The sequence below is a fragment of the Stenotrophomonas sp. Marseille-Q5258 genome (assembly GCF_946900935.1).
Lineage (GTDB): Bacteria > Pseudomonadota > Gammaproteobacteria > Xanthomonadales > Xanthomonadaceae > Stenotrophomonas > Stenotrophomonas nematodicola.
Window position 1 is genome coordinate 44,039 of sequence record NZ_CAMPPN010000006.1, and the last position, 23,845, is coordinate 67,883.

Genomic DNA, 23,845 nt, shown 5'->3' on the forward strand with positions numbered 1-23,845 from the left:
GGATGAAGGAATACCGGGAAACCTCGTGGACCAGCCTTCCAGAGGGTGCAGCGACGCCGCGATCAAACCCAGCCGGTGGCGTAATGGATGCCGATCACCACGAACACCGCGAGGGTCTTGATGAGGGTCACCGCAAAGATGTCTTTGTAGGCCTGGCGATGGGTCAGCCCGGTCACCATCAACAGCGTGATGACGGCGCCGTTGTGCGGCAGGCTGTCCATGCCGCCGGACGCCATCGAGGCGACGCGATGCAGCACCTCCATCGGGATGCCGGCGGCCTGCGCGTTGGCGATGAAGGTCTCCGACATCGCCGCCAGCGCGATGCTCAGGCCGCCGGAGGCCGAGCCGGTCACGCCGGCCAGACCGGTGACCGTGACCGCTTCATGCAGCAGCGGGTCCCGGATCGACCCCAATGCGTTGGCCACCACCATGAAACCCGGCAATGCCGCGATCACCGCACCGAAGCCGTATTCCGAGGCGGTGTTCATGGCAGCCAGCACCGCCCCGCTGATCGCGGTGCGCGTGCCGTCGGCGAACCGGGTGACCACGGGGCGCCAGGCCAGTGCCAGCACCGACAGGATGCCCACCAGCAGCGCGCCCACCACCGCCCAGATGGCGCCGATCTTCTGTACGTCCTGCACGACGGGTGCGGCGCTGCCCAGGATCGCGGGGATGAAGCTGTGTTCGCCGCCATACCACTGCGGTATGCCCAGGGTGAACAGCTTGTTGGACACGAATACCAGTACCAGCGGCAGGATGGCGATGCCGGCATGGGCCAGTTGGGTGCCGGCGAAGGGGGTCGGTTCGTTCACCAGCGTGGCCGGGTCGCCGTAGCCCTCGCCCGTGCGCAGTGCCGCGCGGCGGCGCCACTCCAGGTACGCCATGCCCACCGCAAGCACGAACACGCTGCCGAGAATGCCGAGCACCGGTGCGGCCCAGGTATCGGTGCCGAAGAACGCGGTCGGGATGATGTTCTGGATCTGCGGCGTACCCGGCAGCGCGTCCATCGTGAAGCTGAAGCCGCCGACGCCCAACGTGGCCGGAATCAGGCGTTTGGGGATGTTGCTCTGGCGGAACATTTCGGCAGCGAAGGGATACACCGCAAACACCACCACGAACAGCGACACACCGCCGTAGGTGAGCAGGCCCGACACCAGCACGATCGACAGCATCGCCCGCTGCGGGCCGAACAGCCGGATCGCCGCACCGACGATGGAACGCGAGAAGCCGGACAGTTCGATCAGCTTTCCGAACACTGCGCCCAGCAGGAATACCGGGAAATAGAGCTTCAGGAAGCCGACCATCCTGTCCATGAACAAGCCGGTGAACATCGGTGCCACCAGCGAGGGATCGGTCAGCAGCACCGCACCGAGCGCGGCGATGGGCGCGAACAGGATCACGCTGTAGCCGCGGTAGGCCACCAGCATGAGGAAGGCCAGCGCTGCAAGTACGATCAGTAACGACATGCGGCGCTTCCAGATGAAGAGGCGCCCAGTATCCGGATCTGACGGCCGCTGCCGACTGGACCTAGGTCCACTCGCGGCCGCAGCGCGGCACCCTTAGCCTAGGCGTCATGGGTGGCATAGGGCCACCTGCGACGCACATGCCTTGGGGGAGGACCGAATGAAACGGAATTGTCTGAGTCTTATGATCGGCGCGCTGCTGGCCTCCGGGCCGGTACTGGCCCAGGAGGCGCCACAGGCTGCACCGACGGCAGGCAAGTCTGTTGCGCCCACCAATCTGGACAGCATCACGGTCACCGCCCGCAAGCGCGAGGAAACCCTGCAGGAAGTGCCGGTGGCAGTGACCGCCTTTACCTCCGAAGCGCTGGACAGGATGAACGTGCAGGACATCGGCGATCTGGATGCGCTGGTGCCCAATCTGACCATCTACGCGGCGCGCGGCGCGAGCAGCACGGTCACCGCGTACATCCGTGGCGTTGGCCAGTCCGATCCCACCTGGGGGGCCGATCCGGGTGTGGGCATCTATCTGGACGACGTCTACATCGCCCGCCCGCAGGGGGCCCTGCTGGACGTCTTCGACGTGTCGCGCGTCGAGGTGCTGCGCGGACCGCAGGGTACGTTGTACGGCAAGAACACCATCGGCGGTGCGATCAAGTACATCTCGCGCGGCCTGCCTACCCAGACCGAAGGGTTTGCCCAGATCACCGTGGGCAACTACAGCCAGCTCGATGCCAAGGCCGCCATCGGCGGCCCGCTGGGCGGTGCCGACAGCGGCCTGCGCGCGCGCGTGGCGGTGGCCAGCCTGAACCACGATGGTTTCGGCGAGAACAGGTTCAACGGCCAGCCGGTCAGCGACAAGCAGATCAATGCGGCGCGCCTGAACCTGGGGGCGTATGCGGGCGATGATGTGGATGTGCAGTTCGCGCTGGACTGGATCGACGACCAATCCGGTATGCGGGGCTCAAAGATGCTGGCGCCCAACCCGTTCACCTCGGCGTATCCGCCGATGGACGATCGCTACGACATCCGCTCGGGCATGCGCAATCTCAACAGCGTGGAAACCAAGGGCGCCTCGGCCACGGTGAACTGGCGGCCCAGTGAAGATGTGGCGGTGAAGTACGTGGTGGCCAAGCGCGAATCCGACAGCGAGGCCAACATCGACTTCGACAGCACGCCGGTCAAGGTGGCCGATGTCGGCGGTACCTATACCGACAACCAGGTCAGCAACGAGCTGCAGCTCAACTACGATGCGGGCGGCCGTGTGCGCGGCGTGGTGGGTCTGTACCAGTTCAGCGGCGAAGCTGGCGGGCAGATCCGCAACAACTTCTTCAATCTGCAGTTCGCCGACACCCGGGGCAAGGTGATCACGGACAGCATCGCGCTTTATGCCGATTGGACATTCGACCTGACCAGTACGCTCAAGCTCGACCTCGGCGCGCGCTACACCGACGAGGACAAGCGCGCGATCGTGCTGAACCGCTTCTATGCCGATGCGACGTTCACCCGGCCTGTGGCGGTGGCAGCCGATTTCGACAAGACCACCAGCTTCAGGAACGTCTCGCCCAAGGTGTCGCTGGACTACCAGATCACCCCGGACATCATGGTGTACGGCCTGGCCACCCGTGGGTTCAAGTCGGGCGGGTACAACATCCGCGCCAATGCCGTGGCGGTGCCGCGCTCCGCCGAGCCATTCGATGACGAAACCGTGGACAGTCTCGAGGTCGGCAGCAAGATGGCCTTCCTCGACCAGCGCCTGTTCCTCAACCTGTCGGCGTTCCACAACAAGTACAAGGACATCCAGCTGTCGGTGTTCACGGGTATCGATACCAATGGCGACGGCGTGGACGATGCCTTCTTCGGCGACTTCACCAATGCCGGCGCCGGCACCATCAACGGCCTGGAAGTGGAGTACCAGTACCTGCCGACCCGGCATTGGCTCGTCACCGGCAACCTGGCCTGGCTGCACACCCGCTACGACGAGTACATGGACCGCGGCCTCAACGTTGCCGACCAGATGAAGTTCACCAACGCGCCAAAGGTTTCCGGTGCCTTGAATGTGGAGTACCGCACCGACCTGGCCAGGGGAGGCAACCTGTCCGCACGGGTGGGCTACAGCTACCAGAGCGAGGTATGGCCGACCACGGATCTGAGTCCGGTGATCCGTCAGCAGGGCTACGGCCTGGTCAATGCCGGGGTGATCTGGCGGCTCGACGACACGTGGACCTTCTCGCTGCAGGGCGACAACCTGGCCGACAAGGCGTACCGCACCACCGGCTACAACATTCCGGCGGCCGGCACGCTGATTGGCTTCTATGGCCCGCCGCGCCAGTACAGTCTCAGCGTCCGTTACGATTTCTAGAAGGCACCCGCATGACGCAGTCCCATGATGATCTGTACTGGAACAGCGACGATGGCCTGCGCCTGCACGCGCGCGACCATGCACCGGCCGCAGGACAGCCGCCCCGTGGCACGGTGGTCTGCATTCCCGGGTTGACCCGCAATGCCGCCGACTTCGATGCCCTTGCCGGAACACTGGCTGCCGCCGGGTGGCGCGTGCTTGCCGTTGACCTGCGCGGGCGTGCCGGGTCGGCGCGGGCGCCCGACCCGTCCAGCTACAACCCGCGTGCCTATGCCGACGACATGGTGGCGCTGCTGCGCGCGCAGCACATCGACAAGGCGGTGTTCGTCGGCACCTCGCTGGGCGTGCTGGTCACCCTCACCCTCGCGTCGCGCGCACCGGGTCTGGTCGCTGCGGCGGTGCTCAACGATGCAGGCCCCAAGGTGCCGCGCGAGGCCCTCGCACGGATCGGAACGTATGCCGGCAAGCCCGTGCCGCCGATGGATCTGGACCAGGCCACCGCCTATGTGGCCTCCATCGGCAAAGCCGCGTTCCCGCGCTTCACCGCCGATGACTGGCAGGCGATGGCCACACGCACCTTCCGGCCGCGCGACGATGGTCTGCTGGAACTGGACTACGACCCGGCGGTGATCCGCACCACCCGGCCGTGGGTGCTGTGGCTGCTGCGCCCGGTGCTGTGGCGCGCGGTGCGCAGGCTGACGGCGCGGGTGCCGGTGCTGGTGGTACGCGGGGCGTTGTCGGACATTCTGCCCGCCGAGGTGGCACGTCAGATGGCGGCAACCTCGCCAACTGCCCGGCTGGTCGAAGTACCGGACGTAGGGCACGCGCCCACCCTCTCCGAACCGGAGGCGCGCGACGCGATCCTCGCCCTGCTGGAGCGCGTGCGATGAGTTCGACTGCGCCGATCGAGGCATTGCCCGTGGCGCTGCAGGCGCTACGGGACTGGGCGGAGCGCGAGCGGCTGGGCCGGGTTACGCGCATTGCGCAGTCGCGCATCGACGCGTTTGCCGACGCCACCGGCGACCACAACTGGATCCATGTTGATCCGGCCCGGGCGCAGACCGGGTTGCCGGGGGGCAAGACGATCGCGCATGGGTTCCTGCTGCTCTCGCTGACCGTTGAAGACGATGTGGCGGCGCTGACGGGCTTCCCCGGCATTGCCCACGTACTCAACTACGGCTTGAACACGGTGCGCTTCCTTGCGCCGGTGCCGAGTGGCGCAGAGGTGCGGGTACGGTCGCGGCTGGTGTCGCTGGAGGCGCGCCAGCCCGGGCAGTGGCTGCTGACCCAGCACAAGGCGGTGGAGGTGATGCCTGGCGGCGCGGTGGCCCTGGTGGCCGAGCAGCTGTCGCTGATCGTCGCCGCACCCTAGCGGCGACGCCCTCTCCCGCAACGCGGCGCCGGCCTGCTGCACGCCGGCCGGGGTTCTCTCTACACTGGAGTGATGTTGACGCCCTCCATCGTCCTGTTCGCCTGCATTGCGTGGACCGTGCTGCTGTTTGGCGTCGCCCTGTGGGGAGAGCGCCAGGGGCATCGGCTCACGAAGGTGTGGCCGGCCATCTATGCATTGTCGCTGGGCGTGCACTGCACCGCATGGACCTACTACGGCGCGGCGTCTCAGGGCGTGCAGTGGGGCTTTCCGATCCCGCCCACGCTGATCGGCATGGCGCTGATCTTCGGCTTCGGCCTGCCCTTCCTCGCACGGCTCGGGCGGCTGGCCAAGCAGCACAACAGCGCCACCATCGCCGACCTGGTGGTGGCGCGGCTGCGCACCGACCAAGGGCTGGGCGTCACCATCACCCTGGTCGCGCTGTTCGGGATCATTCCGTACATCGCGCTGCAGCTCAAGGCCGTCAGCCAGGGGCTCGGTGCCCTGCTCGGCGATGATTTCGCGGCGAGTGGCTGGCAGCTGGACATGTCGTTCTGGTTTGCGCTCACGATGGCGGCGTTCACCATGCTGTTTGGTGCACGCAAGGCGTCGGCCACCGAGCACAACCGCGGCATCGTGGTCGCGCTGGGCCTGGAATCGGTGCTGAAGCTGGCGGCGCTGCTGGCCATCGGCCTCTATGCCGCTGTCTCGGTGCACCAGGCGGGCACACCACTGCTGGAAAGAATGGTGCATCTGCCGCCGCCGGCGATCATCCCGGACTTCCTCACGATGGTGGCGCTTGGTGCAATGGCGGCGTTCACCCTGCCGCATCAGTTTCATGTGGGGGTGGTGGAACTGCGCCAGTCGTCGCACCTCAAGACAGCGCGCTGGCTCTTTCCGCTGTACCTGCTGCTGATCGGGTTGCCGTCGGTGCCGATGGCGCTGTCCGGTGCGGCGCAGCTGCCGGCGACGATGTCGCCGGACCTGTATGTGCTGGCCCTCCCGCAGCAGCGCGGCCATCACCTGCTGGCGCTGCTGGCGTACCTGGGCAGCCTGAGCGCGGCTACCGGCATGATGATCCTGTCCGGCCTGACGCTGTCGATCATGCTGGGCAACCACGGTGTGGGCTCGCGCCTGCTGGGCGGTATCGAGCGCGGCGACACCGGTGCCGACCTGCGGCCGCGGGTGCTGGCGTTCCGTCGCGCCGGCATCCTGGCGGTGTTCCTGATGTCGTGGCTGTACAGCCGCGCGATGAGCGGCACCGAGGCCCTCAGCGATTTCGGGTTGATGTCCTTCACCGCCTTGTCGCAGCTGGCACCGGCGGTGCTGCTGGCGGTGTACCGCCCGCGCACGCCCTCCCCGGCCATCATCGCCGGCATCGTGCTGGGCTCGGTCGTCTGGCTGTGGCTGGTGCTGCTGCCGATGGTGATCCCTGCCCCGCCGCCGTCAGCCGGCCCCGACGGGCTGCACTGGCTGGCGATGTTCTCCCTGCGCATGCAGCCGGGCCATATCGCCATCAGCATGGGGGCGAGCCTGGCGGTGAATCTGGCGACGGTGGTGCTGGTGTCGCGCGCGGCGCGCCCCTCGATGCCCCTGCAGCGTGACGCGGTGGCGGCGGCCGCGATGCGCAGGACCGCCGGTCGCTTTCTGGGCCAGGAACGCGCACGACAGCTGATGGACGGGCATGCGGGGCAGATGCTCGATGACGACCGCGTCACGGCGATCGAGCGCGAACTGACCGCCGTGGTCGGCGCGGGCATGGCGCGGCTGCTGGTGGAGGCGGCACGCGATGGCGGCGCGGCCCCGCTGGATGTTGTCACCCGTGCGGTAGGCGAAGCCACCCAGGCGCTGCGCTTCAACCAGCGCCTGCTGGAAGCCGCGTTGGAGAACATGAGCCAAGGCATCAGCGTGGTCGATGCCCAGCTCCAGCTGGTCGCCTGGAACAGCCGCTATGCCGCGCTGTTCAAGTTCCCACCGGAACTGCTGCAGGTGGGCCAGCCGGTGGCCAGCCTCACGGCATGGGCGCTGGGGCAACTGAAGATCGGTGAGGGTCCCGGCGACACGCCCGACAAGGCCCTGCTGCGCCGCGTCGCGCACATGCGACGCGGCACCCCGCACCTGGCCGAGCGCATCTTCCCGGACAACACCATCGTCGAAATCCGCGGCAACCCGATGCCGGGCGGCGGCTACGTGGCTACCTTCACCGATGTCACCGCGTTCCGCCGCGCCGAAGATGCCCTCAAGCGCAGCAACGAAACGCTGGAGCGCCGCGTGCAGGACCGCACCGCCCGGTTGGAGGAAGCCGTGCATGAAGCGGAACGGGCCAACGTGGCCAAAACCCGCTTCCTGACGGCGGTGGGCCACGACCTGATCCAGCCGCTGCATGCGGCGCAGCTGCTGACCGATGCGATGTCCCAGCACATCCACTCCGAGTTTCTCGACAGCTTCCTGCGCCAGATCCGGGGTGCGCTGGATTCCACCGACGATCTGCTGTCGGGCCTGCTGGATATTTCGCGGCTGGAAGCGGGCGGGCTGGTAGCCGATCCACGCCCGTTCGCGCTGTCGTCGGTCCTGGATCCGCTTGCACAGGAGTTTGCGGTGCTGGCCGCCGCGCGCGGCCTGCAGTTCCGCTACGTGCGCACCCGTGCCTGGGTGCACAGCGATCCGCTGCTGCTGCGCCGGGTGCTGCAGAACTTCCTGGCCAACGCCATCCGCTACACCCGTCGTGGCGACGTGCTGCTGGGCGTGCGCCGCCAGGGCCGGACGCTGGTGATCGGCGTGCATGACAGCGGTCCGGGCATCGCGCCGGAGCATCAGGCGGTAGTGTTCGAGGAGTTCCACCGTGGCGACCGCAGCAATGGCCAGGGGCTGGGGTTGGGGCTGACCATCGCGCACCGGATTGCCGACCTGCTGCACGCGCCGCTGCAACTGCACAGCGTGCTCGACCGCGGCGCGGCCTTCTCCATTGCCGTGGCGCGGGCGGCACCGCCGGCTGCCCCTCGCGCCGAGGTTGCCAACGGCGGCACCGGCACGCTCAAGGGCGCCCGTGTACTGGTGGTGGACAATGATCCCGACGCGCTGGACGCGATGCGGCAGATGCTGCTTGCGTGGGGCTGCGATGTCGTCGCGGTACGCGATGCCGGAGCGCTGGATGCCTCGGCACATGAAGCCGCTCTGTGGCTGTTCGACTACCACCTAGACGAGGGCGATACCGGTGTCGCGCTCTGGAAGCGGCTGGTCGCCGTGCATGGGCCGCGGCCGACGGTGATCCTCAGTGCCGATACCGGCAGCGACACGCGTGATGCCGTACGCGAGGCGGGCCTGTCGCTGCTGAACAAGCCGTTCAAGCCTCTGGCGCTGCGCTGGGCGATCAACCATCTGCTGGCAGCGCCCGCCACGGCCAAGGCCTGAGCGGGCAACCTGCCGCGCGGTGGATCAGGCGTCCTGCGCCTCGTCGATCTGCCGGGACGGATCGGCCAGGCCCATTTCGTGCAGAACGCGGATGGCCTGCGCACGATTGCGCACACCGAGCCGGCCCATGATGCGGGTCATATGCGCCTTGACCGTGCGCAACTGCACACCCAGCCGATCGGCGATCTGCTTGTTGAGCAGCCCTTCGGCCACCAGGCTCAACACCTTGTACTGATGCGCGGACAGGCTGGACAGGCGCGCAGCCAGGTCGATGTCCCTGCTGAAGGGCGCCACCCGCGCCACCGGCTCGCGCAGCAACGCCGGTATCCAGCGCTCGCCATCGAGCACCGTCTGCAACGCGGCCTGCAGGTCGGTCAGCCCGGAACTCTTGGGGAGATAGCCTGCTGCACCGAGGTCGATGGCGCGTCGGATCACGTGCGGCTCCTCATTGGCCGAGACGATGATGATCGCCAGGCCAGGCTGCAGTGCACGGATGGTGGCCAATCCGGCGAGGCCGTGATTGCCAGGCATGTGCAGGTCCAGCAGCATCAGGTCGATCGGCTGCGCCTCGATCGCTTCGAGCACGCCGTGCAGTGAATCGGCCTCGCTGATCTGCAGATCGGCCACCGCCTCCTCTGCCGCGCGGTGCAGCGCCGCGCGGAACAGGGGGTGGTCATCGGCGATCAGGAGGGTCGGCATGTCCGTCCGAGGTTAGCAAATCGTCCGCTGCGCGGCACTGGTACCTAGGTACGCTGGCGGAACCGGCCGGGCTTGCTACGGTAGTGCGATGAGCCACCTCCGTCCTGCGTCCCTGTTGTGCGCCGCGCTGCCGCTGCTGTCGGCCTGCGCGTCCGTTGCCGATGCGGCCCCGCCCCGACCCCTCGCGGCATCGCCCGTGTTCGAGCAGTGGCGGGAAACGCTGCACCGCGGCAGTGATGATCTGCTGACCGCAGGACTGGGGATCGACGCCCTGCGTTCCAACAACGCGCCGCCGTTCGCCGCCGCGGCCCAGCCGACGGCGGACGAGGCCCGTCGCCGCGCGATCTGGAGCAGCTGGCGCGGCATCGCCGACCTCACCCCCGGCGGTGGCTTTGGCGAGGTGTATGGGTCATTGCAGGGGGTGCCGGGCCGCGAGTTCTCGGCGTATGCGCGGGTGCCCGGCGCGCGCCACCCGCATCGCGTGCTGGTGCAGGTGCCCGACACCTTCGATGGTGCGCGGCGCTGCCTGGTGGTGGCCGCCTCCTCCGGTTCGCGAGGCATCTATGGGGCCGTTGCGGTGGCCGGGAGCTGGGGACTGGCGCGCGGGTGCGCGGTCGCCTACACCGACAAGGGTGCCGGCAGCGACTACTACGATCTGGACGCCCGCGCCGGCGTCCAGGCGGACGGCACGCCCGCCACCGAGGGCGCATTGGCATTCGTCCCCGCCGATGCAATGGCCACGCGCGGCATCGCCGTCAAGCACGCGCATTCGGGCGACAACCCGGAAGCGGATTGGGGCCGGCATCTGCTGCAGGCGCTGCAGTTTGGCCAGCAGGCGCTGGACCGCGCCTACCCCCGCGCCGCGCCCTTCACCAACGCCAACACCCGCACGCTGGGCGTGGGTGTGTCCAATGGCGGCGGCGCCGTGCTGCGGGCAGCGGAGCTCGGCGTAGATGCGTTTGATGCGATGGTGGCCGGTGAGCCCAATGTCTCGGTGGCCGGCGCCCCGCCGCTGTACGAGGTCGTGACCCAGTCCGCGCTGCTGATGCCGTGCGCGCTGCTCGCACTTGAGGATCTGCCACAACCGCCGCCGCAGGCACAGGCAACGCAGGCCGGCACGATGCGCTGCGCACAGTTGCGCGCCGCCGGGGAGGTTCAGGGCGACGACACGGCGGCACAGGCACGGTCGGCGCGGCAGCAGCTTGCCGAGGCGGGCCTGAGCGACGGCGCCCTGCGTGCCGGCGCGTTCGCAGCAGGGTTCGATCTGTGGCGTGCCATCGCGGCAACCTATTCCTCATCCTATGGACGCTACAGCGTGGGCGCGCATCCCTGCGGCTACGGCTTCTCGGCTGCCGGCGCGGACGGCAGGCCCGGCCCGGCAGCGGCCGGCCTGCGTGCCACCTGGTGGAGCGAGGGCAGCGGCATCCCGCCGGGCAACGGCGTGGTGCTGGTGGATGGCAGCGCGGCATCGTCGGCAGAGCAGCCGTTGCGCGGCCTTGAGTGTCTGCGCGGGCTTGGCAGGGGCGACAGCGCCGATGCCCGCCGGGTGCGTGCCGGCATTGCCGAGGCCGCCGCGAAGGCACCCCGTCGCGGGCTGCCGATCGTGGTCATCCACGGCGTTGACGACGGACTGGTGCCCATCGACCTGACCAGTGACCGCTATGTTCCGCTTGCCCGCAGCGCCGGGGCCCGGATCGCCTATTGGCGGGTGAATCACGCACAGCATTTCGACTCGCTGCTGGCCTTCCCGGACTACCGGAAGCGCTATGTGCCCCTGCTGCCCTACGTCTTCGCCGCGCTGGACCAGGTGTGGAATCACCTTGAAGATGCCGCCCTCGCCCTGCCGCAGGATGCGCTCATCCAACCGACGCCTCGGGCCGAAGCGCCACTGCGGCATGACCACCTGTCCATCCCCACGGCCGTCAGCCGCTGACGCGTTGCCCTCCAGGAAGATCCCATGTCCCATGCCCCCGACGCCCATGCCTACCCGCTGCTGATCAGGCAGCTCCTGCACACGCCACTGGCGGTCCATCCGGCACAGGAGATCGTCTACGGCGACACGGTGCGCTTCGACTACCGCACCCTGCAGGCACGCATCGGCCAACTGGCCGGGCTGCTGACATCGCTGGGAGTCAAGCACGGCGATACCGTGGCGGTGATGGACTGGGACAGCAACCGCTATCTGGAAAGCTACTTCGCCGTGCCGATGATCGGTGCGGTGCTGATGATGGTGAACATCCGTCTGGCCCCCGAGCAGATCGCCTATACGCTCAATCACAGCGGGGCGCGGGTGCTGCTGGTCAACCGTGAGTTCCTGCCGATGCTGGAGAGCATCGAGGAACAGCTGCCGGACCTGCGCGCGCGGATTCTGCTGGACGATGGCGATGGCCCGCTGCCAACGGGTTTCGTGACCGAGTATGAAGCCGGTCTGCGGGAGGCCACAGCGGTCACCGCCTTCCCGGACTTCGATGAAAACACCCGCGCCACCACGTTCTATACGACCGGCACCACCGGCCTGCCCAAAGGCGTGTACTTCACTCACCGGCAACTGGTGCTGCATTCCCTGGCGGCGATGGCCGCGCTGGGCAGTGCGGCCAGCCAGGGGCGCCTGCACCGCGATGACGTGTACATGCCGATCACGCCGATGTTCCATGTCCACGCATGGGGCCTGCCCTATGTGGCCACGCTGATGGGCATCAAGCAGGTGTACCCCGGACGCTATCTGCCCGAGCGGTTGCTGGGATTGATCGCCCGCGAAAAGGTCACGTTCTCGCATTGTGTGCCGACCATTCTGCACATGCTGCTGGGCCACCCCGCTGCCGCGACGACCGATCTTCGACGCTGGAAAGTGGTCATCGGCGGCGCCGCACTGCCGCGGGCGCTGGCGCAGCAGGCGCTGGCCGCTGGCATCGACATTTTCGGCGGCTACGGCATGTCCGAGACTTGCCCCCTGCTCACCCTCGCCCAGATCGATGTCGATGCCCTGACCGATGCGGACGAGGCGCTTTCGCTGCGGACCAAGGCGGGCATCCCGGTGCCGCTGGTGGACCTGCGCATCGTCGACGAAGACATGCATGACGTTGCCCACGATGGCATTGCGACCGGCGAGGTGGTGGTACGTGCGCCCTGGCTCACGCAGGGCTATCTGCACAATCCGGACGCCTCGGCAGCGCTATGGGCAGGTGGTTACCTCCATACCGGGGACATCGGCAATATCGATCCGGGCGGCTACCTGCGCGTGGCCGACCGCATCAAGGATGTGATCAAAACCGGTGGCGAGTGGATCTCCTCGCTTGCGCTGGAAGACATCATTGCGCTGCACCCGGCAGTGAGCGAGGTGGCCGTCATCGGCATCAGCGACACGAAATGGGGCGAGCGCCCCTTGCCGCTGGTGGTCCGGCGTGCCGGCAGCAAGGTCAGCGAAGCGGAGATCATCGAGCTGGTCGCCGCACGCAGCCGCTCGGGCGACATCTCCCGCTACGCGATCCCGGACCGGGTCCGCTTCGTTGACGCCATCGAGCGCACCAGCGTGGGCAAGATCAACAAGAAGAAGCTGCGCAGCCTGCATGACGTGGGCACGGCCACGGACGCCGGCTGAGGTCGACGCCGCAGGTATCCACACCGAGCATAGGAACTGACGAGAGGCGGGCAAACGTTGGCGGCTGGCAGCGTTCAGCGCCGCCGCATCAGGATCATCTTCTCCTGCGACATGTCCCGCATGGTGTACGGAATGCCACCGGTGCCGTAGCCCGACTCGCGGCGGCCCGCGAAGGGCATCCAGTCGGTGCGGAATGCGGTGGGATCGTTGATCATCACGGCCGAGGCGTCCAGCCGGTTCGCGGCGCGCAGGGCGATATCGATATCCTGCGCGAACACGCTGGCCTGGAACGCGGTGGGCAGCGCGTTGGCGCGCGCTATCGCCTCGTCGAGCCCGGCGTAGCGGTATACCGCCACCACCGGTCCGAACACCTCCTGCGTGGTGATCCGCGCGTCGCCGGGCGGATTGAGCAGCACGGTGGGCTGCAGTGTGGTGTCGGAGAGCCGCCTCCCGCCAGCAACCAACTGCGCGCCGCCGCGCACCGCTTCGTCGATCCATTCAGCCACGCGGTCGGCCTCGCGTGGCTGGATCAGCGGGCCCACCTCGGTGGTCTGCAGCGTCGGGTCGCCGGTGCGGAGGCGCTCCACCCGGGCGATCAGGGCCTGGGTGAAGTCCTCGGCGATGGCGTCGTGAACGAAGATGCGCTGCGTGGACACGCACACCTGGCCGGCGTGGTAGTAGCCGCCCTTGACGATCGGCTCGATGATGCCGGGCAGGTCGGCACTGCGGTCGACAATGGCCGGCGCGACCCCGCCGTGCTCCAGCGCCGCGCGTGCGCCGTGGGCGAGCTTGGCATGCAGCGACCACCCTACCCTCGCCGAGCCGATGAAGCTCAGGAAGGCAATGCGTCTGTCTGTGGCAAGCGCCTCGGCCAGGTCGTTGCCTTCCGGCAGAAAACTCTGGCACCACGGTTCGGGCAGCCCCGCCTCGTGCACCATCGCCACGAACTCCAGGCATGACAGCGGGGTTGAGGAGGCCGGCTTGATGATGACCGGGCAACCAACGGCGATGGCCGGGGCGACCTGGTGGACGATCAGGTTCAGCGGATGATTGAACGCCGAGATGGCCGCCACGATGCCGATGGGTTCCCGGGTGGTGAACGCCCAGCGATTCTCGGCGGCCGCCGACAGGCCCATCGGGATCTCGCGGCCGGCAAAGTTGCGCAGTTCGTCGGCGGCGTTGTGAACGCCGTCGATGGCACGGGTGGTCTCGACGATGGCATCCGGCAGCGGCTTGCCACCCTCGCGGGCGATCTGCAGGGCCAGGTGCTCGCGCCTTGCGTCCATCAGGGCGGCGAGCCTGCGCAGGATCGCGACGCGCTGATGAGGGTGGAGCCAGCCGTCGCGGTCCTTGAACACCCGCTCGGCGGCGCTGAGCTTGCGTTCCAGCGCGGCGGCACTGTCAACGCCGATCTCTGCGATGGGCGCCCGGTCGAAAGCCTGTACGACGGTCAGCATGTTGAATTCCTTGCCAAAGGGAGAGCGTGCCTACGCGCAGCCGACCACCGGCGTGCGATTGCGCAGCTCATCCACCAGTACGCGGGTGTTCTCGGAATAGTCGATCGGCACATCCACCACGTGAACGCCGCCACCGACGAAGGCGGCCTCGATCATCGGCACCAGCTGGTCGACGGCTGTCACCCGGGAGCCCTTGGCGCCGTAGGCTTCGGCGTACTTTACGAAATCCGGATTGCCAAACCGCATGCCGAAGTCCTCGAAACCATCCACCGCCTGCTTCCAGCGGATCATGCCGTAAGCGCTGTCATTGAGGATCACCACCACCAGGTTGAGCCCCAGCCGCACGGCGGTTTCCATCTCCTGCGAATTCATCATGAACCCGCCGTCTCCGCACACCGCCATGACGCGACGCTGCGGGTACAGCATCGCCGCCATCATGGCCGACGGCAGGCCGGCGCCCATCGTGGCCAGCGCGTTGTCGAGCAGCAGTGTGTTGGCCACATGCGTGCGGTAATTGCGGGCGAACCAGATCTTGTACATGCCGTTGTCGAGGCAGACGATGCCGTCGTCCGGCATGGACTGGCGCACGTCATGCACCAGACGTTGCGGGGTGACCGGGAAGCGATCTTCCTCGGCGCGGTCGTTGAGACGGGCGAGGATCTTCTGTCGCAGGTCGACCATGCCTTCATCGGTGGGCAGGCGTCCTTCCAGCCGGCCGGCCAGTGCGTCGACCGAGGCGCCGATGTCGCCCAGCACCTCGATATCCGGGTGGTAGACCTGTTCGACCGTGGCGGACTGGAAGCTGATATGGATGACCTTGGGCCCACCGCTGCTCTTCATCAGGAACGGCGGCTTTTCGACGGTGTCGTGGCCGATGGCGATGATCAGGTCGGCCCGGGCGATGGCCTCGTGCACATAGTCACCCTCCGAGAGGGCGGCCGTTCCCACGTACAGGTTGGAGCCGCCGGTGACGGCGCCCTTGCCCATCTGCGTGTTGAAGAACGGCAGGCGCGTGCGCGCCACAAACGCGGACAACGCCTCGGCCAGCCACGGCCGGCTGCACGCCGCGCCGATCATCACCAGTGGCCGCCTGGCTGCAAGAATGGCCGCTTCGGCACGGTCGAGTGCGGCCGGCGGCGCGATGGGACGCTCCAGCGGGTGCACCGGTATGACCGCGACATCCTCCACTTCCTCACCGGCGATGTCCTCCGGCAGTTCCAGGTGGACGGGCCCGGGGCGGTCTTCCATCGCCACGCGGAACGCATCGCGCACCGTGGCCGGAATGGAGGCCGGGCTGACGATCTGACGTGTCATTTTCGTGAGCGGCTTCATCGACGCCACGATATCGACGATCTGGAACCGCGCCTGTTTGGCGCTCATCACTGCCTTCTGCCCGGTGATGAGGATCATAGGCCACGCGCCGAGGTGGGCGTAGGCCGCGCCGGTCGAGAAGTTCAGCGCGCCGGGACCCAGCGTCGCGAGGCAGACGCCGGGCCGGCCGGTGAGCCTGCCATGCGTGGCGGCCATGAACGCGGCCGCCTGTTCGTGGCGTGTGAGAACCAGTTCGATGCGCGAGCCGCGCAGCGATTCCAGGAAGTCCAGGTTCTCCTCACCCGGCACGCCAAAGATGCGGTCCACGCCTTCGTTCTCGAGCGCCTTGACCAGTAGATCCGAGCCCTTCTGCATCGCGTCGATCCCTGTGCTGAGGATGCTCCGACTATACCCCTGGCGATGCGAAGACGCCGTGGCTGCGCCCCCCCAGGGGGGCGCAATCCAGGCTACATCCGTACCGTTACCCCGACCTGGAACCCACGGCCGGGCAACGGGGCGATGTACTTCAGCGGTGAATTGTGTGGACGCGCATCCTCATTGAGGAGGTTGGAGCCATTGAGGAATACCTCGACGGATGACGCGAACGCGTTGCGCACGGCGAATGCACGGCTGAGCTGCAGGTCCACCAGGTTGAACGCATCCAGCGGCACTTCCTGGCTGACGTTCTTGCCCAGGTAGCGCTGCGTGTCGTAGTAGGTACTGGACAGCCGCGCGGTCCAGCCCTCGCGCTCCCACGCCAGGTTCGCACCGTAGCGGTTGGTGGGCATGTTGGGCAGGTACGCACCGTCGTTGTGTGCGCGCAGACGGTCGGGATGGTCGGCCCGGTTCTTCACCAGGTCGGCAAAGGCAGCCAGCGTGAGCGTGCCGGCGCGTCCAAGCGCCAGCGACTGCGCCAGGTCCACTTCGAACCCTTTGACGGTGGTATCGGTCTGCTTCCAGTACTTCAGCGGCAAGCGGTTGGCGGTCTGCAGGCCCGCGTAGCCCTGGTAGAGGAAATCGTCGACCTTCATCCGATACGCGGTCGCCGTGGCCTGCAGCCCACCGCTGTTGAACAGCAGGGTCAGTTCGGTGGTCCGGGCACGTTCCGGCAGGAGGTTCTGGTTGCCCTCCTCCTGGGTCATGATCGAGTAGTGGCGGTTGCTGGCGTACAGCTCGTTGATGTCGGGTGCCCGTTGCGAGGACGCGTAGCGGACCTTGGCACCGAAGAGAGGGCCAAGCCTCACATAGCTGCCGACGTTGTAGCTGTTGAGCGCGTAGGACCGGCCCGCCAGTCGCATGTTGGGGGAATTGCGTGAGGGGGTGAAGCGGCTTTCCCTGATGTCGTGCGCCACACGTTCGTGCCGGTATCCGGCATCGAAGGTGGCGCGATCGAACGCCAGGGTCTGTTTGACGAATACCGCGCTGCTGTCGGTGATGACGTCTGGCAGGTAGCGATCTTTGCCCTCGCCGTCCACGTCGCGGGTGCGATGACTCAGGCCGAGCACACCGCTGAGCGGCCCACGTGGCCGCTGCGCCAGCAGCAGTTCGGACTGGGTGGTGTCGAATCGGTACGCATTGGCCTTGGAGGTGCCCAGGTACTCGCCCGACGTATTGCTTAACCGGGAGGCCCGCAGCTCGGCGCTGTCGAGGAAGGGCAGCGGGTCCAGCAGCCGGCCTTCGATCGCCACTTTGTCCTGCGTGAGCTTGACGCCTACCGGACGGTCGCGGGTGGCGTCCGCCCCGAAGGACTGGTTCTCCATCGAGAAGCCGGGCACGCCGTAGGTGCTGTCCGTGGCATCCAGGCTGACGCCCACATGGCCACGGTCGAAGAAGTACGTGGAGCCCACGCCGAGATGCGTGTTCTTTGCGTAGCTGTTGCCGAGCGTGCCGTGGTAGTTGGGCGTCACATCGCGGTTGATCCTGCTTGTCACATACGACGGCGTGCCCTTCTGATACGCAGGGTTCACCGGATTGACATAGGTCTTGCCCATCCACACCGAACGGGGTGCGTTGGTGTAGAAGGAGAAGTCGCCGTCGGCCCAGTCCGGATTTTCCGTCATGAACTGATCGATGTAGGGCTGCGAGGCTTTGTTGTAGATCTGCTGGACCCTCGCCTCTTTCTGGCACGCGTCGGCGAGCGCGCTGTTGACCCCGCCTGTGGCCGGGAAAAGCTGGCTGTCGCACACCGCGGCCTTGCTGTTGCCCGGAATGTCGTAGTGCGAGATCCGCTGGACCGACATCTGCAGGTTCGTGGACAGGTTGCGCCGGTTGTTGAAATTCATGCGGAAGCCCTGGGCGTCGGCGGCGTTGAACCCTTTTCGCAGTACCAGTTCCATCGCCTGGTCCTGGTCTTCCATCGTCCGGGAGATCAGGCCGGAATCGATGTTGACGCTGCCGCCCAGCGCGTTGCCGCCATAACGGACGGTGTCCGATGACTTGTTGACCGTGACGCTGCGGACAAACAGCGGGTCGAAGGGAATGTTGATGTCGCCGCTCAATGCGTTCAGGCCGAGGATGGACTGGCCATCCTCCAGTATCTGCACCCGGTTGCCGCTCAGGCTGCGGATTACCGGAGCGCCCGCGTTCGGTCCGAAGGCGCTGCTCTGCACCCCGGACACATGCTCAAGCAGAGTGCCGAGCGTCCGGTTCTGCGCCTGGCGGTTCTGGACCACCACGATGCTGTCGATGCGTGACGGGCCATCGGCGTTGACGCGGACCGTGGCTAGCGTGATGTCCTCCGCCGCGTAGGCGCTGTGGATGGATAAAAGAATGGCGACTGCAAGTACCGGACGACGCATACATCCCCCTTTTGAAAGAGGCGGGAGGTTATAACATCACATTAACGGCGGCAATTGGCGTGTGCAGCGTCGCAAGACGCGGATGGCCGGCGCAATGCGGGGGCCGCTCGGTCGGCGGTCCGTCCGCCGACAACCGACTTGCCACGGGGCGCATGACCGGCACCGCAGGCAGGAAGAGTTCCCGCGTCCAGCCTGCACGCGGCCATGCCCCGCAGGGCTCAAGGCGAGCGGCGCCGTCGCCGATAAGAACGACGCAGATGACACCGGTTACTGATACGGTCTCATCCGAGGCAGATTGGCATCCAGACAGGGAAGTACAGATGCGCCAGACAGTGCGTTCGCGGTGGGGCAGCTTGGCGCCAGGTGCCGGTATCGGTCGCATTCTGTGTGCCGCCGCGCTCGGGGCGGCGGTGACCCTGGTGGGCGCGCAGGTGGTGGTGGTGCAGCGCGATGATCGCGCGCTCAATGCCTATGCGGACCTCGTGCTGGACCATGCAGAGCTGGTCGCATCGGCATCGGTGAAGGCACTGGACCGTGCTGCGGCACTGCCGGGCCCGGCGTGCACCGAGGAGGATCTGTCGGATCTCCGGCAACTGGCGATCCAGTCGCACTACGTGCGCGATGTCGGACGCGTGGCGGACGGCGCGGTTCGCTGCACGGCCTCCTGGGGCGTCTTTGCCGTGCCTTCGCCGTTGCCCCCGCCAGACCGGCGCGTACGCGGTTTCGCCCTCTGGCACGCGTTGCCGGGGGTCTTCGGTGCCGATATCGCCGCTGATATGGCCGCCCGCGACGGCGTGGTGGTGACAACATCACCCATTGCATTCGATCGGGTCAGCCGTGCGCCGGCTGGCATGGGCGTGGTGGTTGCCACGCGCGACGGCAAGCACCTGTTCCAGCGCTTTGGCGACTCGCAGGGCGTGACCGTCGGTGAGGCGGCGTCCGCGCTGGACGTCGGGGCAACGCGTCTGGCGTGGCGCTGCAGTACCGCGTTCGATATCTGCGTGTCGGCCCGCAAATCCGGATCGAGCGTGCTGGTGGAACCGTGGTGGTTCTCCCTGTCGCTTGCAGTGCTGGGCGCCCTGGCGGGCGCAGGCATCGCGCTGGCGGTCCACGAGTATCGGGAGCGTCGTCGCTCCCTGCTCGCCCAGCTCCGGCGCGCGATCGATGGCCAGGGGCTGTCGATGGTGTATCAGCCGATCCGCGCACTGTCGGACCGGCAGCTGCTGGGCGTGGAGGCACTGGCGCGGTGGCGAACCGAGGATGGGCGCGAGATTCCGCCTGACCGGTTCGTTCCGCTGGCCGAACGCGACGGCCTTGGCACCTGCATGGCCAAGCGGCTGGTGCGCATCGCACTGGGCGAGATGGCCGGGCGGCTGCGCGGCAACGCCGCCTTCTACCTGAGCATCAACCTTACCTCGCAGGACCTCCTGGACCGTAACTTCCGGCGCTATGTGCACGATGAGGTGCGCCGGCTGGGCCTGCGCCCGCACCAGATCGTGCTGGAGCTGACCGAACGGGCGACGGCCGACCATCACGACCTTGCCGCCTGCATGCTTGAGCTCAAGTCACTCGGGTATCGCTTCTACGTGGATGACTTCGGCACCGGCTACTCCAACTTCGCGTATCTGACCGAACTGCCGATCACCGCCATCAAGATGGACCGACGCTTCACCCGGGCGATCGGCACGGCCTCGGCGGTGACCCAGGTGGTGCAGTCCATCGCGGCGATGGCCGCCGCCCTGGATCTGGACCTGATCGTTGAAGGGGTCGAGACCGAGGAGCAGGCATCGCACATGCTGTCGCTGGTGCCGGGTGGGATCGGTCAGGGTTGGCTGCTTGGGCGGCCGGTGGCGTCGGACCGCCTGCCACTGGAGTGATCACGACCCGTGCGGCGGTACGCCACGGCCACCAGCGCCACCCCCAGCGCAAAACACAGCAGCAACGTCAGCATCGACAGCGGCAGGCCGAACGCCGGATGCCCGGCCACGGCAAACGCGGTGTGCAGTGCCGCCGTGCCAATGCCAAGCGCACCGCAGCCCATTGACCACCGTCGCGCGGAGCGCAGGCCGAGTGTCACGCTGCGGTAGCCCCACAGCACGGCACCGACCGCGACGAGATTGAACACCAGGAAGCCCTGGATGCCGCCGGGGACGGCGAACATGTCCCATTCGTGCCAGAACGCGGCATCGATCTGATGCAGCACGAGTGCGAGGGCGGTGCCGAAGTACAGGTGTTCCATTGCAGCGCGTGGTGGTGCCTTGGTGTCCATTACATCATTCCCCCGGAGCATTCCTTGCGAGGGGGAATGATAGCGGCGACCCGCCATGCGCGATACGGATCGCGATCCCTGCGACCTGGCTTCAGCGCATCGGTGTCCTGTTCTCCCTGCGCACCGCGCTGTTCTCAGGAACGCGGCAGCGGGTTGCAGATCTGGTAAGCGGCATCCTTGAACGCCACTTTCTTCCCGATCAGACCCTGCAGCGCCCGCACATGGGCGACGCGCTCGTCGCCCGGCGGATGGTGGCCGCTGGCATGGGCATCGAAAATATCCGTGTCGCGCCAGGTGCTGATCGATCCGATCACCGCGTCCCAGGTGCTGCCGAGCTGCACGAGGATATAGGCCGCGCTCAGATCGGCGATCACCTCGGTGGCCTGCCCGCTGATGCCTTCCAATCCCACCTGGCTGAGGATATGCAGGCTGGTGCCATGCCCGAGCTCATGGCCGAGGGCGAACTTGATGGTGAGATCGTCGTGCAGCGCCAGCAGGCCCTTGCTGACCACCAGACCCATCTCTTCGTCGATAGGGGTCAGGTTGCCATTGGGCTGCTCACCCTCCTCGGTGATGACCTTGCCCACCATCGGCATATCGAAGGCAGTTGGGGTGGCGCCGGCATAGAACAGTTCGGAGATCTTCGACAGCGCGGCGGTGACGAAGGCGCCCGCCTGGTCGGTGGTCATGGACATGGAATGCTCCCGGGTGATGCAGCCCTGCGCGTGCGGGACTGCGGAGCGTTCTTTCTACGTCGTGGTGGCGGCGGCGGTTTGGCGTGTCGTTGCAGGATGTTTGCCGCACGCATCCGCAGCGCGCCATGTGTCGTCGTGTGTCAAATGCGAATGCGTCGTGATACCATTGTTAACGTTATCTAAAGCCCTCGTTACACGGACGTCCCAGCCATCGCCAGCGGACCCTTATTTTTCAGGAGTTTGCCCGATGCGCGTTGCTTCCCCCACGCTTGCCCACACCGCCGCCACGCTTGCCACCGCGATTGCCCTTGCCCTGTGCAGCCCGGCGCAGGCGGCCGTCAACGGCGATGCGTCCGCGTCAGCCGCTGCCAAGGACATGGATACCGTCGTAGTCACCGCGACCGGTGCCCAGCAGTGGATCAAAGATGCCCCGGCCAGCATCACCGTCATCTCCCGCGAGGAGATCGAGCGCAAGCCGGTCTCCAGCATCGGCCAGCTGTTGAGCACGGTGCCCGGCGTGACCGGCGGCTACGCGCTGTCCGGTGCCCAGTCCAAAATCCGCCTGCGCGGACTGCCCGAGCAATACACGCTGATCCTCATCGACGGGCGTCGCCAGGGCAATTCCTCCGGCGTGAACTACCGCGACGATCTCGGTCCGCAGGATCTGAACTGGCTGTCGCCGGACATGATCGAGCGCATCGAGGTGGTCCGCGGTCCGATGTCCTCGCTGTATGGCTCCGATGCGATGGGCGGGGTGATCAACATCATCACCCGCAAGATCGCCCCCGAATGGGGCGGTTCGGTGACCTACAACTACAGCGCGCCGGATTCGTCCACCCGAGGCGATACCGTACAGGCGGGCGCGCTCTTCAGCGGCCCGTTGACCGAGAGCCTGGGCCTGCGCGTGGGTGCCAACGTGACCGATCGCGCGTCCGATCGGGTCCGTGGGCAGACGCCGGGCAACAAGGCCGAGAACGCCAACGCGCTGCTCAACTGGGCGATCAATGACGACCACACCGTGGGCGTGGAGGCATCGCGCGGCGTGCAGCGCAACAAGGGCGCCGGCACGCTCGGCGCCTGGGGCCTGTCCAAGCTGGTGCACACCGGCTATGCGGCCACCCATGATGGCCGCTACGGCGATGCCAGCACGTCCAAAAGCACCTTGACCTGGAACGACTACAAGGACAAGGGCAGCCAGGTGGGCAACCACTCCAGGGAAACCGTGTTCGACACGGCGTTCTCGACCGGCTTCGAGTGGGGCGTCGAGCATCGTCTGAACGTGGGCGGCCAGTGGAAGCGCGAGGCGCTGACGAACAGCGACACCATCGGCACGGTGCCGGTGACGTGGAGCGGCAGTGGCCGCATCAGCCCAACCAACGAAGCCGATGCCTGGGCCCTGTTCGCTGAAGACCATATCGCCCTGCACGAGCGCTTCACCCTCACCGTGGGCCTGCGTTGGGACAACACCGAGAACTACGACGACAACCTGAGCCCGCGCATCTACGGCGTGTGGCACCCGTCGGATGCCTGGACGATCCGGGGCGGCGTGTCGCAGGGCTTCCGCGCGCCCAACCTCAAGCAGGGCAGTGCCGGCGCGGCCACGCAGTCGGGCGGCAACGGCTGCCGCAGCCTGACCGTGGAAGGCTGGACCAGCCGTTCGGTCAGCGCCGACGGCACCACCGGCTGCTACATGGCGGGCAACCCGAACCTGGAGCCGGAAACCAGCACCAACTACGAGCTGGGTGCCGGCTTCGACCGCGACGGCTGGTCCGCGTCGGCGACCTACTTCCTGACCGACTTCGACGACAAGATCGAACAGGTGCCGCTGCGTGACATCCCGGGCTACAGCTCCAGCTTCGTCAACGGGTTCTGGTGGACGGTGGCGCAGAACATCCAGAAGGCGCGCACCCGCGGCGTGGAGGCGAGCGTGACGGTTCCCCTGCACGAGCGGCTGCGCTGGACCACCAACGCCACCCGCATGCTTGAATCGAAGAACCGCACCACCGGCGCCAACCTGCTGGTGGTGCCCAAGCTGACCGCCAACACCTCGCTGGACTGGCAGGTGACCGACGCGTGGTCGCTCAACCTGAGTGCGCAGCATATCGGCAAGCAGCTGGTGTCCAGCACCAGCCCCACCTTCGCCAAGGCGTACACCACCTGGGATCTGGTCACCGGCTACGACGTCAATGAGAGCCTGACCCTGCGTGCAGGCGTGCTCAACCTGGGCGACGTCTCCACCGTGGACGAGGGCAACAATTACGACGGCGGTGCGCGCACCTTCTTCGTCGGAGCAACCGCGCGGTTCTGAGCTGCGCGGTGCCGGCGAGCGGCTGGCATTCCCGGAAGTTGCCGGCCGGCAACTTCCGGGCCACGCGGGCATCGATGGACCGCCCTCACCTGCTGATATAGTGCGATT

15 protein-coding genes are annotated in these 23,845 nt (G+C 67.1%); 8 read left to right on the plus strand and 7 right to left on the minus strand.

Annotated elements, in window-relative coordinates; genetic code table 11:
• Positions 1-62: 62 nt before the first annotated feature.
• Positions 63-1,466, minus strand: a complete 1,404-nt coding sequence (locus tag OC534_RS04400) for a GntP family permease (RefSeq protein WP_026070478.1) — start codon at positions 1,464-1,466, stop codon at positions 63-65.
• Between the two features lie 157 nt (positions 1,467-1,623).
• On the opposite strand from OC534_RS04400, the gene OC534_RS04405 reads away from it, so the two are divergent.
• The 4 genes from OC534_RS04405 (at position 1,624) to OC534_RS04420 (ending at position 8,602) form a co-directional block, all read left to right on the plus strand.
• Positions 1,624-3,822: a TonB-dependent receptor gene (locus OC534_RS04405; protein WP_262071446.1), complete on the plus strand. Its 2,199-nt coding sequence runs from the start codon at positions 1,624-1,626 to the stop codon at positions 3,820-3,822.
• 11 nt (positions 3,823-3,833) lie between these two features.
• Positions 3,834-4,712: an alpha/beta hydrolase gene (locus tag OC534_RS04410; RefSeq protein WP_136004782.1), complete on the plus strand. Its 879-nt coding sequence runs from the start codon at positions 3,834-3,836 to the stop codon at positions 4,710-4,712.
• The gene (locus tag OC534_RS04415; protein ID WP_017354328.1) at positions 4,709-5,194 is read left to right on the plus strand and encodes a MaoC family dehydratase; all 486 of its coding nucleotides are present in this window, start codon (positions 4,709-4,711) and stop codon (positions 5,192-5,194) included. The genes OC534_RS04410 and OC534_RS04415 overlap by 4 nt, the downstream gene beginning before the upstream one ends.
• Before the next feature lie 72 nt (positions 5,195-5,266).
• A complete protein-coding gene (locus tag OC534_RS04420) occupies positions 5,267-8,602 on the plus strand; it encodes a PAS-domain containing protein (RefSeq protein ID WP_262071447.1) in 3,336 nt (1,111 codons plus the stop codon).
• A 24-nt stretch (positions 8,603-8,626) separates the two neighbouring features.
• On the opposite strand, the gene OC534_RS04425 is transcribed toward OC534_RS04420, so the two are convergent.
• Positions 8,627-9,301, minus strand: coding sequence for a response regulator transcription factor (locus tag OC534_RS04425; RefSeq protein WP_017354326.1), 675 nt, complete (start codon positions 9,299-9,301; stop codon positions 8,627-8,629).
• A gap of 88 nt (positions 9,302-9,389) precedes the next feature.
• Between OC534_RS04425 and OC534_RS04430 the strand changes: the two genes are divergently transcribed.
• Complete coding sequence (locus OC534_RS04430; RefSeq protein ID WP_262071448.1) at positions 9,390-11,234, plus strand: D-(-)-3-hydroxybutyrate oligomer hydrolase; 1,845 nt, start codon at positions 9,390-9,392, stop codon at positions 11,232-11,234.
• A 24-nt stretch (positions 11,235-11,258) separates the two neighbouring features.
• Positions 11,259-12,899, plus strand: a complete 1,641-nt coding sequence (locus OC534_RS04435) for a fatty acid--CoA ligase (protein WP_262071449.1) — start codon at positions 11,259-11,261, stop codon at positions 12,897-12,899.
• Positions 12,900-12,973: 74 nt separating this feature from the next.
• Here OC534_RS04435 and OC534_RS04440 read toward each other — a convergent pair whose 3' ends face one another.
• The 3 genes from OC534_RS04440 to OC534_RS04450 all read right to left on the minus strand — a co-directional run bounded on the left by OC534_RS04440 (position 12,974) and on the right by OC534_RS04450 (position 18,465).
• On the minus strand, positions 12,974-14,356 hold the full coding sequence (locus OC534_RS04440; protein ID WP_136004793.1) for an aldehyde dehydrogenase family protein: 1,383 nt from the start codon (positions 14,354-14,356) through the stop codon (positions 12,974-12,976).
• Between the two features lie 30 nt (positions 14,357-14,386).
• Entirely contained in the window at positions 14,387-16,042 is a 1,656-nt protein-coding gene (locus OC534_RS04445; protein WP_136004795.1) for an acetolactate synthase large subunit, read from the minus strand.
• 92 nt (positions 16,043-16,134) lie between these two features.
• Positions 16,135-18,465: a TonB-dependent receptor gene (locus tag OC534_RS04450; protein WP_262071450.1), complete on the minus strand. Its 2,331-nt coding sequence runs from the start codon at positions 18,463-18,465 to the stop codon at positions 16,135-16,137.
• Between the two features lie 320 nt (positions 18,466-18,785).
• Here OC534_RS04450 and OC534_RS04455 point away from each other — a divergent pair, with 320 nt between their 5' ends.
• Positions 18,786-20,342 carry an EAL domain-containing protein gene (locus OC534_RS04455; protein WP_166473028.1) on the plus strand — a complete coding sequence of 519 codons (1,557 nt, stop codon included), beginning with the start codon at positions 18,786-18,788 and terminating at the stop codon, positions 20,340-20,342.
• Here OC534_RS04455 and OC534_RS04460 read toward each other — a convergent pair.
• A complete protein-coding gene (locus OC534_RS04460) occupies positions 20,288-20,734 on the minus strand; it encodes a DUF6713 family protein (protein ID WP_262071451.1) in 447 nt (148 codons plus the stop codon). The two genes, OC534_RS04455 and OC534_RS04460, sit on opposite strands and share 55 nt — an antisense overlap.
• Before the next feature lie 134 nt (positions 20,735-20,868).
• On the minus strand, positions 20,869-21,429 hold the full coding sequence (locus tag OC534_RS04465; protein WP_026070795.1) for a M48 family metalloprotease: 561 nt from the start codon (positions 21,427-21,429) through the stop codon (positions 20,869-20,871).
• 247 nt (positions 21,430-21,676) lie between these two features.
• Between OC534_RS04465 and OC534_RS04470 the strand changes: the two genes are divergently transcribed.
• Positions 21,677-23,737: a TonB-dependent receptor gene (locus OC534_RS04470; protein ID WP_262071452.1), complete on the plus strand. Its 2,061-nt coding sequence runs from the start codon at positions 21,677-21,679 to the stop codon at positions 23,735-23,737.
• The last annotated feature ends 108 nt before the right edge of the window (positions 23,738-23,845 follow it).